Origin of the sequence: Streptomyces sp. NBC_00440, assembly GCF_036014215.1 — a bacterium.
Classification (GTDB): Bacteria; Actinomycetota; Actinomycetes; order Streptomycetales; family Streptomycetaceae; genus Streptomyces.
Genome location: NZ_CP107921.1, coordinates 196,958 through 211,800 on the forward strand (window position 1 = coordinate 196,958; position 14,843 = coordinate 211,800).

Here is a 14,843-nt window from a genome sequence, read left to right on the forward strand (position 1 = left end):
GATCAGATCAGATCGGTACGGAGTCGCATTCTGGTCGCACGCCTGTGACATGCACAAATTCCCGGCGGCAGCGCCCGCCGCCGCGCGCTGCTGCACCCGGTGCAACGCCGGCCGCTCGGGCCGCGACGGGCCACCCGACCGTGCGGCCGGCGGCGAGCCGGATCTGCCGGCCCCGCCGCCGCTTCAGCGTCACACCGCGTCCGTACGTCCTCCTGGGCCGTCCCCCGAGCGGTGCCCGCGTTCGTACGTACGCAGCACATGGACCACACGCACCACCGCGAGCAGTCCGGCGGCCGCGGCCCCGGTCAGCACCAGGGCTGCCGTGACGCGGTGCGGCAGATCCCACACGGCCGCCGGACCGGCGATCACGCCGAACACCAGCGCGCCGAGGAAGCCCGCGCTGACCAGGGCATAGCCGATCTCGACGGTCCTGGCGTCACGGTCGGCCTGGCTTCCCCCGCTCATCGGCCGGCGCTCCTTCCGGGCGCGCTCATCAGCCTGCACTCTTTCCCAGCGTGTAGTGACCGGCGACCCGCGCGGCGCTGAGCACCCCGGGGTAGACGGCCGTCTCGTCCAGGTCCCCCTTGAAGAAGTCGCTCGTGGGCCGCGAGGGCCAGCCGGCCAGTGAGTCGCCGCCCACCCGCCAGTAGCCGCTGGAACTCTCGCTCTTCGTCACGGTGTTGCTCTTCAGGAGGTGGCCGTCGACGTAGAGGCGCATACCGGTCGGGCCCTGTGTCGCGACGGCCTGGTGCCAGGTGCCGTCGTTGTACGCCTTGGGGCTCTCCAGCGTCTTGAATCCGCTGCCGCTCACGCCGAACACGAGCTTGCCCGCATTGGTCATGTACACCTGCTTGTCGTACTTCTTGCTGGCGGCCGTCGTGTTGTCGCCGAACCCGATCAGCTTGCCGCCCGCGGTGCTGGTGGTCCTGAACCAGGTCTCCAGGCTGTACTTGGCGGGTGCGGCGTACCGGCGGTCGCTGTATATCCACTGGTTGGTGCCGTTGAACCCGATCGCGGTGGACGGGGCGCCGACCGCTCCCGGGGTCCGGCGCAGCGAGGGGGCGTTGACGTCCACGCCGGAGCGGTTTCCGCTCGACGTGTCCGCCACGAACGGCTGCGCGTGGTCGTCGTAGCGCCAGTACAGCGAGGCACCGTTGCCGATGACCGCCGTCGGGTAGGGCTCCGCCGCGGCCGTCGCGGTGGCGGTGACCGCCGCCGACTTGGCGCTGGTGTTGCCCGCGGCGTCGGATGCGGTGATCCGGTAGCTGTAGCTCTTGCCCTTGGTGACCGAGGTGTCCTTGACGGACACCTGGGGCCGGGCCCACATCAGTGAGTCGGCCTGCACGGTCGCCATGGGCGTGCTGGACCCGTTGCGGTAGACCTTGTACGTCAGCTTCGAGTCGTCCGTGTCGAAGCTGGCGCGCCAGCTGACCTGCACCTGTCCCGGCTTCGCACTGACCGCGGCGCCCACCGGAACGGTCGGCGCGCCCTTGTCGCCGGTGGAGGCGAACCGGGTGAGGCTCTGTGCCGCGGCGCGGTTGACGGTGGTGAACTCGCCGCCCGACCAGAGGTACTGGGTGGAGCCGGCGGCCGCGATGGTCAGGGCGCGGGGGCCGATCCCCTCACCGTTGCCGTCGTTGGTGTCAGGGAACCAGCCGAGCTTGCCGGTACCCGTGGTGGGTTCCGCCAGGAAGTGGTGGCGCGGACCGTTGGGGAACTCGCCGACGCTGGAGCAGTCGTGGGCGTGCGAGGCGCTGTAGAGCACGCCCTTGTACGACTTCACGGACTGGGTGGCGCCCAGGCAGGTGTCACGCCAGCGCTGGTTCAGGCTGCTCGCGTTGAGGGCGATCCGGCCGTCGAACACACCGAAGCCGGTGCCCTCGTTGCCGGTGTAGATCCCGGTGGCGTCCGTGTCGAGCGTCTTGACCACCGAGTTGGTCTCGATGAAGCCCGGGTAGGCCTTCGTCACCTTGCCCGATGTGGCGTCCACCACGGCCAGGGCGTGCGATGTCGTTCCGTTGACCTTGAAGAAGTCGCCGCCGAGCACCGCGTTCTTGCCGTCAGGGGTCAGTGCGAGGGCGCGGCCCGGCTCGTCGGCGTTGGCGGTGAAGGGCAGTACGGCCCCGTCGGACGCCTTGACCGCGGCGAAGCGCTGGCGCTTCTGTCCGCTGACGGTGCCGAAGTCGCCTCCCGCATACACCGTGTCCTTGGTGACCGTCAGCGCCCGCACGGTGGCGGAGAAGGCGGGCCGGAACGAGGTCCTGGGCTTGCAGGTGGCGATGTCGATGGCCGCCAGCGAGGACACCTTGGTGCCGTTGACCGCGCCGAAGTATCCGCCCGCGTAGAGCGTCTTCTTGTCGGGCGATACCGCCAGGGCTCGCACGGTGGCGGTACCGCTGCCGACCGTGAAGGAGAGTGTGCAGCTGGTGGGCGCGCCGGTGGCGGCGTTGAACGCGGCGAAGTTCACCGCGGACCGCGCCTTGCCGGAGACACCGGCCGGTGGCCGCAGCGCGGAGAACGTACCGCCCGCGAACACCACGCCGTTGCTCTGGGCGAGCGCCCAGACGATCCCGTTGGTCTGCCAGGTCGGCAGCGCGTCCGCCGTGAACGCCACCGGTGGCGTGATCGCGGACGCCCCGGGTGCCGCGATCACCCCCAGACCGGCCGTGGCGAACGACATGGCGAGAGCGACCGACAGCGTTCTCGATCTCTGCATGAACCCCCCAGAAGAAGAACCGGGCTCCGTCCGCGGAACGGCGGAACATCCGGAATACGACAGCTCGGACCGCAATACGACAGCTCGGAGAGGAGCAGGCGGATCACCCCGCCTCGATCACGCGGATCGCCCCGCCCCAACCCCCCTGTATCCCACCGTACTTGCCGAAAGGCCGTCGTACCCGCCACTCCCCCTGTGTGGCCGGAACCCGGAAACCCGGAACACAGAGCCGCCGGCCGGACCTGTTCGGTCCGGCCGGCGGCGCGGGGATGTGCGGGGCTGAGCGGGCCGATACGTCAGCTCCGCACGGTGAAGCCGTCCACGATCATGTACTGCCCGCTCTTCATCGTCCCGGTGAGGGTGTGCACCCCGGCCGGGAGTCCGCTGACCGAGTAGAGCTTCTGCTGGTACTGGCGGGAGCCGCTGGTGGCGTCCACGGTCTCCCGGTGGACCCCGTCGACGGCGATGCCGATCGTTCCCTCGTCCGCGTTCAGCTCGGTGAGGAAGTCGGCTCCGGTGCCGTTGAAGGTGAAGGTGAAGGAGTCGCCGGTGGCGGTGGTGGCGTCGATGTCGTTCTGGTACGAGCCCTGGCCGCCGGCCTTGGCGCCGCGCCAGCCCCAGCCGCTTCCGGTGTAGGTCACGCCCGCGGTGTTGTTGTACTGCTGAGGGTCGGTGGGCTTGACGAGGCCGACCGTGGTGGCGGCCTGCGCACGCCAGACGCTCAGGGTGACGGTGCTCCCGGGGGCGAGCCTGTTGTAGACGGTCCAGAAGCTGTCGCGGTCCGTCACACCGGTCCCGTTCACGGACCGGATCACGTCTAGGGGGCGCAGACCCTGCCCGTAGGCGTAGGAGGTGGCCGGGACGCTCTGGAGGTAGAGCCCGTTGAAGTCGCCCAGTCCGACGGCCGACTGGGTGGCCTTGTCGTAGACCTGGCGGGCGGTGGCGCCCATCAGCGGCTCGGGCTGGGTCTCGATCACCGTGTCCGGGTCGGGTGCGGCCGGCCAGCCGACCGCCGGGGGTGTCGCTTCGCCCGGCCTTCCGGTGCCGAACCGGTTCATCGGGAAGTCGGTGAATCCCAGTGCCTTCGCGGGTGAGTCCGCGGCCGGTGTGTAGTCCGTCATACCGGGCGAGTCCCACGGTGAGCCCCCGGCGAAGCGGGGATCCGCGGTGACCGAGTGGGTGTCCAGATGACTGGTGCTCCAGACGGCGGGCAGGGCGACTGGCCGGCCGTTGTCCCAGAACAGGTTGTTGTCTGCGGCGTACTTGGCGGCGGCGGGGTCGCTGCCGGTGAGTGAGTAGGGCGAGTCCGCAAGGATGATGTTCTTCGTGATGGCGTCGCCGTTGTCGCGGTGCGAGATCTGCTCGTAGACCGATCCGCCCACGACGATGTTGTTGGTGACCGTCCGCTTGAATCCGTCGAGCAGCTTGATTCCGGCGCCGAGCAGCAGGTTGTTCTTGACGATGTAGTTGCTCGATCCGTCGTCCAGGTCGATGGCCCATTCGCTGTTGTGCCAGATCCGGTTGTTGCTGATCGTGATCGGCCGGACGACGTCGAGCAGCGAGTAGCTCTTCTGCAGGGCGTCGGACTCCGCGCTGGGGTTGATGCTGGGCCCGGCGATGGGCCAGTAACGGTCCCGGCCCCAGGCGTTGACCGGCCCGTGGTCCGACGTCTCCTTCACGCAGTCGAAGATGTCGTTGTACTGGATCCGGTGCCCGCCCCAGGTGCCGTCGTTGACGTTGACACAGGACCGTGGACTGCCGTGGATGGTGTTGTGGGCGACGGTGACGCGGCTGCTCATCGAGATGTTTACACCGGCGCTCTGTTTCTCGAACCGGCCCATGTCGGCCATGCTGTTGTCGCTGACGTCGATGTCGCGCGGGTAGTCGTCGGTCCTGGGACCGGGGGTGAGGTCCGTGGGCGGATCGACCATGTGCGCCCAGGTCGACGGGTTCCGGACGGCCCTGGTGGAGCCCACCACCTGTACGTCGCTCGCGCCGGATCCGGTGAAGGTGTTGCCGGTGACGGCGTCGTCCTTGTTGTAGCCGTCGATGAAGACCCCGTTGCCGCCGACCTGGGCGAAGGAGGAGCGGGAGACGGTGATGTTCCTGGCGTTCTTGATGTGGACGGCACCGGCCCGCGCCACCGCCCAGTCGCCGAGCTGCAGCGGCTCGTACGGGGTGTCGAAGAGGGTCCGGTGCGTGGCGGTGTAGGTGAACCCGTCGAACGTGAGGTCATGGACGGGGCGGGACGCCGACGTGCCCTCGACCCGGACGAGTTCGTCCAGCTCCGCGGTGTCCACCGTGGTCTTCGACAGATCGGTGCCGGCCGGCGGGATCATGTAGAGCTTGCCGGCGTCCTGGTCGTAGAACCACTCGCCGGGCGCGTCGAGTTCCTCGAACACACCCTCCGCGACGACGTGCGCGGTGTCCACGTCGCCGCCCCGGTTGTTGTCGCCGACCCACTTGAGCTTCAGGCCGGAGTCGTCGCGCCCGGTGATCGTGTAGTCGTTGCCGCCCCAGTCGGATGAGTGCAGTCCGCGGATGTCGCCGGTGGACGGGTTCTTCCACCGCGCCGACCGGGCGTTGAGGGTGGCCATGGTGGTGGAGCCGTTGAGTACGGCGGTGTCCGGGTCGAAGTTCGGGTAGCGGGCCAGGACTTGCCGGGTGCCGCCCACGAACAGCCCGTCGATCTTCCGGTGCGCGCCGATGTCCGCCACCCGGATCGCGCTGTTGTCCCGGTCGGTGGTCCAGGCGGCCGTCACCCTGCGGCCGCCGCTGAGCACGGCCCGCTCGCCGGGGTACGAGGAGTAGGTCACCGGGGCGGACGCGCTGCCGGAGTCCGCGGCGCCGAACTTCAGGGTGGCCGCGAGGTGGTAGGTACCGCCGCGTACCCACACATGGACCGGGTGCCCCGCCCTGGACGCCTTCCTCGCGGAGACCTGCGCGGCCGCCAGGGTCAGCAGGGGCCTGCGGGTGGAGTCCCCGGAGTTCCGGTCGCTACCGGTCGCCGATACGTAGATGTTCCGGCCCGCCGGGGCGTGGGCCGCAGCCGCGGTGCCTGCGGTGAGCGCGGGCGCCGCGCCCACGGTCACGGCGGCGAGGACCGCCACCGTCGCGAGCCGCCGTTTCGGGGCGGCTCTGCCTCCTGGTCTGTCGTCCGAACTGCGGTGCACGTCTGACTCCCTGACACGGTAGGGGCGAGCTGCCCAGCAGATATGTCTGCCACCAACGAGCTTTCATCGGATGTATCGATGAATTCAACGAACGGGCGGAACTCTGCTATCTGGCTCAGCCAGGTGTCAAGGGGTCCGACACAGGGTCAGCAGCCATGCACGGCGACCCAGTTGTCCGATGTATCAGCGGCGGGGGCGAACGCCGGAGGGGGCGGTCATGTCGACCGCCCCCTCCGGTGGCTTCCCGTACAGCGAGGCACTACTGGCGTTCGCTCTTGAGCTCCCGCGCGATGTCCCCCACGGCCGCCCAGCTGAATGCCATGGCGGGGCCGATGGTCGCCCCAGGACCGGGATAGGTCTCGCCCATCACCGCGGCGGACACGTTGCCCGACGCGTACAGCCCCTTGATGGCGGTGCCGTCCTCGCGCAGGACCCGCGCGGACCCGTCGGCCACCAGGCCGCCCTTGGTGCCGATGTCCCCGGGGTGGACGGGGATGGCGTAGTACGGCGCCTTCTCCAGCGGGGCGAGGTTGGGATTGAGCAGCGTCGGGTCGCCGTAGTACCGGTCGTAGACGCTCTCGCCGCGCTGGAAGTCCTCGTCACGGCCCGCCCGCGCGAAGCCGTTGAACCGTTCGATGGTGGCGCCGAGTTGCTCCGGCGCCGCGCCGATCCGGGCGGCCAGTTCGGGCAGTGTCCGCGCCTTCTTGACGAAGCCGCTCGCCAGCCACTTCTTCGGGAAGGGCTGGCCCGGGAAGAGACCCATGAAGATGTAGCGCGCCTTGGCCCGGCCGTCCATGATCAGCCAGGACGGCACGGTGGAGGCGTCCGGCCGGTCCTTGGCGTACATCTCGTCGACGAACTGGTGGTACGGAGCAGCCTCGTTGGCGTACCGCTCCCCCGCGCCGTTGACGATGACCATGCCGGGGATGCCCCGGTCGGCGACCAGGAAGAACGGCTTCTCGTCCGGGCCCGGCGGTACGACGGACGGGGCGCCCCACACCTTGTCGAGCAGGTCCGTCGCGGCGCCCGCCTCGACGCCGAGCCGCAGCGCGTCACCGGTCTGCCCGTCCGATGCCGAGGTCCAGGCCGTCGAGGTGGGCGCGGGCAGGTACTTCTCACGCAGCTGCTGGTCGTGCGAGAAGCCGCCGGAGGCGAGGACCACGCCGCCGTGCGCCCGGATCGTGACGGGCGTGCCGTTGCGCTCGGCGCGTACGCCGGTGATCCGGCCGTCCTCCTCCACCAGGCCGGTGAGCGGCGTGGACAGCCACAGCACGCCGCCGAGTGCGTCGAGCGACTGGCGCATCCGGGCGATCAGCGCCTGGCCGAGTGCGATCGGCTTCGCACCCCTGGCCAGCGCCCCGACCGCCTGCAGACCGACCTTCACCGATGTCTTCCGGCCCTCCCAGGTGCGGGCGACCATGTTGAGGAAGCGGAAGTCGTACGAGGTGATGGTGAGCCCGTAGGTGGGCAGACCGGCCGGGCGCATGGTGGCGCTGCGGTCGGGCGGGAGCTTCTTGAAGTCGAAGACCAGCGGCTCGATGGAGCGGCCCTGCGGATAGCCGCCGAGCGCCTCCGGGAAGTAGTCGGAGTAGCCGGGGGTGTAGGCGAATCTGACCGTGGTGCGGTCGTGGAACTCACGGACCATGCGCGGGCCGTGCTCCAGGTAGGCGTCCTTGCGTTCGGCGGGCACCCGGTCGCCGACGGTCGCGTCGAGGTAGGCGCGCGCCTTGGCAGGGGTGTCGCCGAGGCCCGCGGCGTCCAGATGGAAGTTGCCCGGTACCCAGATCGCGCCGCCCGACAGGGCGGTGGAGCCGCCGTACAGCTCCGTCTTCTCGATCACCAGGGCGGTCAGGCCGCGCAGCCGCGCGGTGATGGCCGCCGCGAATCCGGCGGCGCCGGATCCGACGACGACCACGTCGTAACTGTGGTCCCAGCGGGTGTTCATGGGGCGGTCCTCTCCGGCCGGGCGCCGTTCGGCGCCGGCGCCCGGTCACGTTTCACGGCTGTGGCCAGCGGCGGGCGGGGGCGGCTGCCGGGCCGCCCCGCGCCGCCGCAGCGCACGCCGGGGTTCATCGGAAGTCGCCTGCCGCGTAGGCGCTGCCGAAGTAGAGCAGCGGTGATCCGTCCGGCCTGGCGGCGAGTTCGAGTACCTGGCCGGTGACGACGAGGTGGTCGCCCGCCTCCTGGACGTCGTACAGCGCGCAGTCCACGGTGGCCAGGGCGCCGTCGATCCGTACGGTGCCGTGCTCCGACACCGTCCAGCCGACGCCGTCGAACTTGTCGCCCCCGCGTCCGCCGAGCGCTGCGCAGACCTCGCGCTGTTCCTCGGCGAGGACGCTGACGGTGAATCGTCCGGTGCGCGCGACATGCGGCCAGCTGGTCGACGACTTGCCGACGCAGAGCATGACCAGCGGCGGGTCGAGGGAGAGCGAGGCGAAGGACTGGCAGGCGAGGCCCACCGGCCTGCCGTCGCTGTCGGCGGACGCGACGACCGTGATGCCGCTCGCGAACCGGCCGAGCACCTCCCGGAAGGCGGCCGGGGCGACCGGTGCCTCCGTCAGCCGTTCCACTTGTGGCCCCAGAAGCTGTCGGCGGTCATCTCCTTGGCGACCCAGGTGCTGTCGTCGACGAGGCGGCCCTCGGTGCCGTACTCGACCTGGAAGCCGCCGGGGGCCTGCGCGTAGAAGGACACCATCAGGTCGTTGGTGTGCCGGCCGAGGGTGGACGCGACGGGGATGCCGGCCTCGTGGATGCGGTCGAGCCCGCGGCCCACGTCGTCGAGCGTGGCCACCTCGACCATGAAGTGCACGATGCCGGGCTCCATCAGGCCCGGGTACAGGCCCAGGCTGTGGTGGCGGGGGTTGCACCCCATGAAGTGCATCCAGTGGAAGTCGCGGTCGGCGGCGGCGCCGGGCACGATGGCGGCGGGCAGCCGCATCGAGTCGCGCAGTGTGAAGCCGAGGAGCCCTTCGTAGAAGTCGTACGCCTCCTCCATGGCGGGGGCGGGGAGCACGACGTGGCCCAGGCCCAGGTCACCGGTGACGAAGCGGTTGCCGTACGGGGTGACGGCCGGGCTGTGGTCCTGTGCCTGGCCCCAGAAGATCTCCAGCTGGTTGCCGGCCGGGTCCTGGCAGTGGAACATGCCCTGCACCCGCCGGTCGGCGAGCTCGTCGGGCTTGGCGTCCTCGACCTCGACCCCGGCCGCCGTGAGTTCCGTGCGGGCGACGGCGAGAGCCGCGGCGTCACGTACCTCCCAGCCGGCGGCGAGGAGCCGGTCGGTGGCGCCGCGCACGACGGTGATGCGGTGCGCGCGGTCGTCGAGTCGCAACCGCAGGGTGTCCTCGGTCGATCCCGGCGCCTCGATCATGCCGAGGACGTCGAGCGTGAAGGCACGCCACTCATCGAACCTGGCGGTTTCCAGACGCAGATAGCCCAGTGCGCGAATATCCATGAACCTGGTGCCTCTCAGTGCGTGAAGAAGTCGACGGCGAGCCGGTTGAACTCGTCGGCCTGTTCGGTCTGCGCCCAGTGGCCGCAGTGCGGGAACACATGGAGCCGGGCGTCGGGGATCGCCTTGAGCGCCACCAGTGCCCCGTCGAGCGGGTTGGCCCGGTCCTCGCGGCCCCAGGTGAGCAGCACGGGTGCGGTGATGCGGTGGGCCTCGCGCCACAGCATGGTGTCCTGCTGCCAGGCCGGGTTGGCGAAGGAGGCCGCCATCCGTGCGCTGCCGACCTTGGTGCTGGGATCGATGGCCTGCGCCCAGCGCTCCTCGATCAGCTCGTCGGTGACGATGGCCGGGTCGTAGGCGAGTGTGGTGAGGAAGGTGCGCAGCTGGTCCTTGGTCGGCTCGGCGGCCGCGCTGAACTCGAAGAGCCGCTTGATGCCTTCGGTGGGGTCGGCGGCGAAGAGGTTGAGGGAGATCCCGCCGGGCCCCATCAACAGGAGCTTGTCCACCTTGTCCGGGTGGTTGAGCGCCATCCGTGTGGAGGTGCCGCCGCCGAGCGAGTTGCCGATGAAGTGGGCCCGGGATATGCCCAGTTCGTCCATCAGGGCGGCCACGGCGTCCGCGCTGAAGCTGAAGAAGTCCTTGTCGAGTTCGGGCTTGTCGGAGGCTCCGAAGCAGGGCTGGTCGACGAGGAGGGTACGGAAGTGCTCGGCGAAGACCGGCAGGTTGCCGCCGAAGTTGGACCAGCCGGAGGCGCCGGGGCCGCCACCGTGCAGCATGATCACGACGGGTGTGCCGGCATCGGCCGGTCCCGCCTCGTGGTAGTGCAGGGTGAGTCCGCCGGCCTTGACGGTGCGGGAGGTGGAGTCGTGGTCGATCACAGCATCGTGTCCTGGGTTTCGAGGCCGAGGGCTCCGCGGCCGAAGAGGACGAGCGCGCGCTCGGGGTCGTTGGCGGCGTGGCCGCGGGCGTTGTGGGCGTCGCGCCAGGCGCGCTGGATCGCGTTGTCGCCGGTGCGCATGGCGCTGCCGCCTGCGTTCTCCATCAGCAGGTCGACGGCGGCGACCGCGCGCTCGGTGGCGAGCACCTGGTCACGGCGGGTGCGGGTGCGCAGCGCGGTCGGGAGCTCCTCACCGCGTTCGGCACACTCGTACAGGTCCGAGATGTTCCGGACGAGCTGTAGCCAGGAGGCGTCGATGTCGCTGGCGGCGCGGGCGATGCGCACCTGTGCGAAGGGGTCCTCGGCGACCTGCTGCCCGTACGAGACGCGGATCCGCTCGCGGGTGGCGGCGACGTAGCTGTCGTACGCGCCTTCGGCGATGCCGATCACCGGGGTGGAGATGGTGGTGGTGAAGACCGAGGCGTACGGCAGGCGGTAGAGCGGTTCGGGGTTGTGCTCCTGCCCGGGGGACTGCAGGGCGGTGACCGGTCCGAAGCTGAGGGCGCGGTGGTCGGGGACGAAGGCGTCCTCGATGATGATGTCGTTGCTGCCGCTGCCGCGGAGTCCGACGGTGTCCCAGACGTCGTCGATGCGGTAGTCGGTGCGCGGCACCAGGAAGGTGCGCATGTCGACGGGCTTGCCGTCGGCGTCGTTGATGATGCCGCCGAGCAGCGCCCAGTCGGCGTGGTCGCAGCCGGATGAGAAGCGCCAGCGCCCGGAGATCCGGAAGCCGTCACCCTCGGCGGTGGGGGTGACCTTGCCGGTCGGGGCGTACGAGGAGCAGATGCGGACCCGGTTGTCCTGGCCCCACACCTCCTCCTGAGCGCGCTGGTCGTACAGCCCGACGTGCCACGGGTGGACGCCGACGACGGAGGCGACCCAGCCGGTGGACCCGCAGGCCCTGGCGATCTCTCTGACGGCGCTGTAGAAGACTGCGGGGTGTGCGGCGAAGCCGCCGTACGCCTTGGGCTGAAGGAGCCGGAAGAAGCCGGTATCGGCGAGTTCCTTGATGGAAGTGTCCGGCACGCGGCGCAGCGCCTCGGTCTCGGCGGCGCGCTCGCGCAGGGTCGGGGCAAGGGCCCGCACGGCGGCGAGAACCTCGTCGGCACTCATGCGCATCCCCTCTCGGTCGTCCTGGTTGGGTGCGAGGAACCTACGCTTTTACTATTCCGAAACGAAATACCTTCTTCCCGCTGAGCGGGAACCGTGGAAGCCTCACGACATGGCAGAGCAGCCACCCTCACTGTTGGAGAAAGCCGCGCTGGTACTGGGTGCCTTCGAGGGCCCGGCGCCCCGGCTGACGCTGACCGAAGTGATCCACCGCTCGGGACTTCCGCGCTCGTCGGTGCACCGCATACTCGATCAGCTCGTACGTCTGCGCTGGCTGGACCGGGAGGGCCGGGACTACCGGCTCGGGATGCGGATGCTGGAGCTCGGCGCTCTGGCCTCGCACCACAACCGGCTGCGCAGAGCGGCCCTGCCGCATCTGCACGCGCTGCACGAGTCCACCGGGCATGTGGCACACCTCGCCGTGCTCGACGGGCCCGAGGTGGTGTATCTGGAGCGCATCGGCGGGGCTCAGGACGGGAGCGTGCCCTCGCGGGTGGGCGGCCGGCAGCCGGCGTACTGCACGGGGACGGGCAAGGCGATCCTCGCGTTCAGCGAGGACGCGCTCGTGGCCGAGACGGTACGGGCGGGGCTGCGGCCGCGCACGGCCCGCACGATCACCCGCCCGGTGGCGTTCCGTGAGGAGCTGCGGCGGATCCGGGAGCGGGGTGTGGCCTTCGACGTCGAGGAGGCGTTCCGGGGGGTGTCGTGCGTGGCGGCGCCGCTGCGGGGCTCGGGACGGGCGATCGCCTCGGTGTCGATCTGCGGCAATGGCACGCACCGCGAGCTGGAGCGGCTGGCCCCCGTGGTGCTGGCCACGTCCCGCGCGGTGTGGCGCTCGCTCTTCGGACCGGGGCGCGCGGAGGCCCGGACGCGGATGCCCGGGAACCCCGCCCCCGCCCCGGCGGTGACCTCGCCCATCGACCCGGTGGAGATGGACAACATGATGTCGTGGATGCGGTTCGTCGACTGGATGTGAGGCGGGGCCCCGGCCGATCGGGGGCCCAGGGGCGGGGGGCGCGGGGCTGGCCGGAGGACCGGCCGGTCCCGCGTGGCGGGACAGCGGGAGCAGGTCAGGAGTAGCTGATGCTGATCCGCTCGCTGACCGGCAGCGCCTGGCAGGCCAGGATGTAGCCCTCCGCGCGGTCCTCGTCGTCCAGGACGTCGTCGTGGGCCACCGAGACCTCTCCTTCGAGGACCCGGCAGGCGCAGGCGGCGCAGGCGCCCTCCCGGCAGGAGAACGGGGCGTCGATTCCCGCCGCGAGCAGGGCGTCGAGCAGGGGGGTGGTGGCGCCCCAGGCCACCCGGTGGGTCTCACCGTCCAGCTCGACCACCGCCTCGGAGCCTTCGCCCTCCGGCCCGGCGGGCTCCACGGGCCCGGCCGGGGCCGTGCCGAAGACGTCCCCGCTGAGGGAGAAGAACCGTTCCCGGTGGATGGCGGCGGGGGCGGCCCCCGCCGCGCGCAGGGCTGCGTCCACCGCGTCCATGAAGGGCGCGGGACCGCAGAGGTACGCGTGGTGGCCGGCGTAGGGCTCCAGGAGTCCGGTGAGCCGGTCCGCGGCAGGCAGGCCGTCCAGCGTCTCCAGCCAGTGCAGGACGACGAGCCGCCGCGGATAGTCTTCGGCGAGTTCCCGGAGTTCGTCCCGGAAGATCACCGAGGTCGCGTCGCGGTTGGCGTACAGGAGCACGACGCGGCCCTGACCCCTGTCCAGGGCCGCCTTGGCGAGCGAGATCACCGGGGTGATGCCGCTGCCCGCGGCCGCCAGCAGCAGATCGCCGTCCAGCGGGCCCGAGCCGAAGGTGCCGGCCGGGGCCAGCACCTCCAGTTCGTCGCCCTCGCCGATGTGGTCGCAGAGCCAGTTGGAGCCGTGGCCGCCCGCCACCCGCTTCACCGTGATCTTCATCGGTTCGCCGGAGTGCGGGGAGCTGGCGAGGGAGTAGCACCGTGCGGCCACTCCCCCGTCGGGACCCGGCAGTCTCAGCGTCAGGAACTGGCCCGGCCGGTAGGCGAGTGCACCGTCGGCCGGGTCCAGTACGAAGGAGCGCGCGTCCGCCGTCTCGGCCACCACAGCGGTGACCCGGACCCGGTGCGTCCGGGCCACCGGCACCTGGGGCAGCTCAGGCATCGGCCACCGCCAGCCGCCCGTCGCCGACGGCCCGGTCGATGCTGTCGCGCAGGGCGGCGCAGGTGCGCATCGGGTCCCGGTACTCGTCGCAGACCTCCGCCGCGTCGGCCGTCCACTGCACTGAGGTGTGGGCCATGCTGAACTTCTCGCACAGGACCTGGTTGCCGCAAGCCGCGCACTCGACCGGTGTCATGTCAGCCCTCGCTCCGGTGTCGGGCCACGTTCTCGTCGACCTCGCGCTGCCATGCCTCGGTGGCACGGGCGGTGTCGATCTCGAACTCGAAGCGCTGTGTCATCTCGTCCTTGACGTCGCCGGCGTTCACATAGAACTGCTCGTACCAGCGGCGCAGTTGGTAGACCGGACCGTCCTCCTCCGAGAGGAGGGGGTTGTCGATACGGGTCTTGTTCTTCCAGATGTGGACGTCCTGCTCGAAGCCGACGGCCAGCCCGTCCGACGTGAGCCGCGCGGCCTCCGCCGCCTGCTCGTCCGTCATGCCGGGCATCTTCTTGACGATCGCCCCGTACATCAGCATGAAGCTGTCCGAGTCGATCGGGTAGTGGCAGTTGATCAGCACGCTCTCCATGTCCACGTCCGCGCCGACGTCGCTCCACATGTAGTCGATCATGTAGGAGGGGCCGTGGTACGAGGCGTCGGAGCGGAGCACGCCCTCGGTGCTGAGGGTGCCGAGGTCGACGTCGCCGCGGGGCGAACTCTCCATGTACTGGGTGGCGGTGTGGCCTTCGAAGACGTTCTTGAAGTACGTCGGGAAGCAGTAGTGCACGTAGAAGAAGTGCGCCATGTCGACGACGTTGTCCACGATCTCCCGGCAGTTGGAGTTCTCCACCCGCAGGGCGTTCCAGCTCCAGTCGCTCCACTCGTCGCTGAAGGCCCCTTCGATGCGCGGGACGGTGACGCCGGGCGGCGGCGGGTTCCCCTCGGGGTCGTTCCAGACGAAGAGCTGCTTGTTCTCCTCGACGGCGGTCCAGGCCCGGGTGCGGGCCCGCGGCGGCACCCGCCGCGCGTAGGGGATCCCCGCGCAGCGGCCGTTGCCCGACCAGCGCCAGTCGTGGAAGGGGCAGGCGACGGCGTCGCCCTTGACCGTGCCCTGGGCGAGGTTGCCGCCCATGTGCGGGCAGTACGCGTTGAGGACGTGCAGCTCGCCGTCGTCCTGGCCCTGGAAGACCACGAGCCGGGTGCCGAACGCCTCTATCTCGTGCGGCTCCCCGTCCTTGAAGGAGTCGGCGAGGCCGAGGCAGTGCCAGCCCCGCGCGAAGCGGGTGGGCGGCGCTGCCGCCTCGATCACGCGGACTTCTTCGCTTGCTGCGGTCATCTTGT

General features: G+C 70.5%; 12 protein-coding genes. 1 reads left to right on the plus strand and 11 read right to left on the minus strand.

Annotated features, from left to right (window positions below; genetic code table 11):
- Positions 1–189: 189 nt before the first annotated feature.
- From OHB13_RS00960 to hsaA, 8 genes are all read right to left on the minus strand, one after another.
- A complete protein-coding gene (locus OHB13_RS00960; RefSeq protein WP_328374835.1) occupies positions 190–465 on the minus strand; it encodes a DUF6332 family protein in 276 nt (91 codons plus the stop codon).
- A 28-nt stretch (positions 466–493) separates the two neighbouring features.
- Positions 494–2,716 carry a LamG domain-containing protein gene (locus tag OHB13_RS00965; protein WP_328374836.1) on the minus strand — a complete coding sequence of 741 codons (2,223 nt, stop codon included), beginning with the start codon at positions 2,714–2,716 and terminating at the stop codon, positions 494–496.
- Between the two features lie 296 nt (positions 2,717–3,012).
- Positions 3,013–5,889, minus strand: coding sequence for a PDZ domain-containing protein (locus OHB13_RS00970; RefSeq protein ID WP_328374837.1), 2,877 nt, complete (start codon positions 5,887–5,889; stop codon positions 3,013–3,015).
- 259 nt (positions 5,890–6,148) lie between these two features.
- Positions 6,149–7,834 (minus strand): FAD-dependent oxidoreductase, encoded by a 1,686-nt coding sequence (locus OHB13_RS00975; RefSeq protein ID WP_328374839.1) that lies wholly within the window; start codon positions 7,832–7,834, stop codon positions 6,149–6,151.
- 124 nt (positions 7,835–7,958) lie between these two features.
- The gene (locus OHB13_RS00980) at positions 7,959–8,459 is read right to left on the minus strand and encodes a flavin reductase family protein (RefSeq protein WP_266860290.1); all 501 of its coding nucleotides are present in this window, start codon (positions 8,457–8,459) and stop codon (positions 7,959–7,961) included.
- Positions 8,447–9,340: a VOC family protein gene (locus OHB13_RS00985; RefSeq protein WP_266860288.1), complete on the minus strand. Its 894-nt coding sequence runs from the start codon at positions 9,338–9,340 to the stop codon at positions 8,447–8,449. Before OHB13_RS00985 ends, OHB13_RS00980 begins: the two co-directional genes overlap by 13 nt.
- Before the next feature lie 14 nt (positions 9,341–9,354).
- Positions 9,355–10,215: a 4,5:9,10-diseco-3-hydroxy-5,9,17-trioxoandrosta-1(10),2-diene-4-oate hydrolase gene (gene hsaD / locus OHB13_RS00990; protein ID WP_328374841.1), complete on the minus strand. Its 861-nt coding sequence runs from the start codon at positions 10,213–10,215 to the stop codon at positions 9,355–9,357.
- Entirely contained in the window at positions 10,212–11,393 is a 1,182-nt protein-coding gene (gene hsaA / locus OHB13_RS00995) for a 3-hydroxy-9,10-secoandrosta-1,3,5(10)-triene-9,17-dione monooxygenase oxygenase subunit (RefSeq protein WP_328374843.1), read from the minus strand. Before hsaA ends, hsaD begins: the two co-directional genes overlap by 4 nt.
- A 103-nt stretch (positions 11,394–11,496) precedes the next feature.
- On the opposite strand from hsaA, the gene OHB13_RS01000 reads away from it, so the two are divergent.
- Positions 11,497–12,360, plus strand: coding sequence for an IclR family transcriptional regulator (locus OHB13_RS01000; protein ID WP_266860283.1), 864 nt, complete (start codon positions 11,497–11,499; stop codon positions 12,358–12,360).
- A 94-nt stretch (positions 12,361–12,454) separates the two neighbouring features.
- Here OHB13_RS01000 and OHB13_RS01005 read toward each other — a convergent pair whose 3' ends face one another.
- Genes OHB13_RS01005 through OHB13_RS01015 form a run of 3 tightly spaced genes read right to left on the minus strand, consistent with a single transcriptional unit; the run spans position 12,455 to position 14,838 of the window.
- On the minus strand, positions 12,455–13,507 hold the full coding sequence (locus OHB13_RS01005; RefSeq protein ID WP_328374845.1) for a ferredoxin--NADP reductase: 1,053 nt from the start codon (positions 13,505–13,507) through the stop codon (positions 12,455–12,457).
- Entirely contained in the window at positions 13,500–13,643 is a 144-nt protein-coding gene (locus tag OHB13_RS01010; RefSeq protein ID WP_328374847.1) for a hypothetical protein, read from the minus strand. The genes OHB13_RS01005 and OHB13_RS01010 overlap by 8 nt, the downstream gene beginning before the upstream one ends.
- A 58-nt stretch (positions 13,644–13,701) precedes the next feature.
- Positions 13,702–14,838 carry a Rieske 2Fe-2S domain-containing protein gene (locus OHB13_RS01015; protein ID WP_266860280.1) on the minus strand — a complete coding sequence of 379 codons (1,137 nt, stop codon included), beginning with the start codon at positions 14,836–14,838 and terminating at the stop codon, positions 13,702–13,704.
- Positions 14,839–14,843 lie beyond the last annotated feature (5 nt).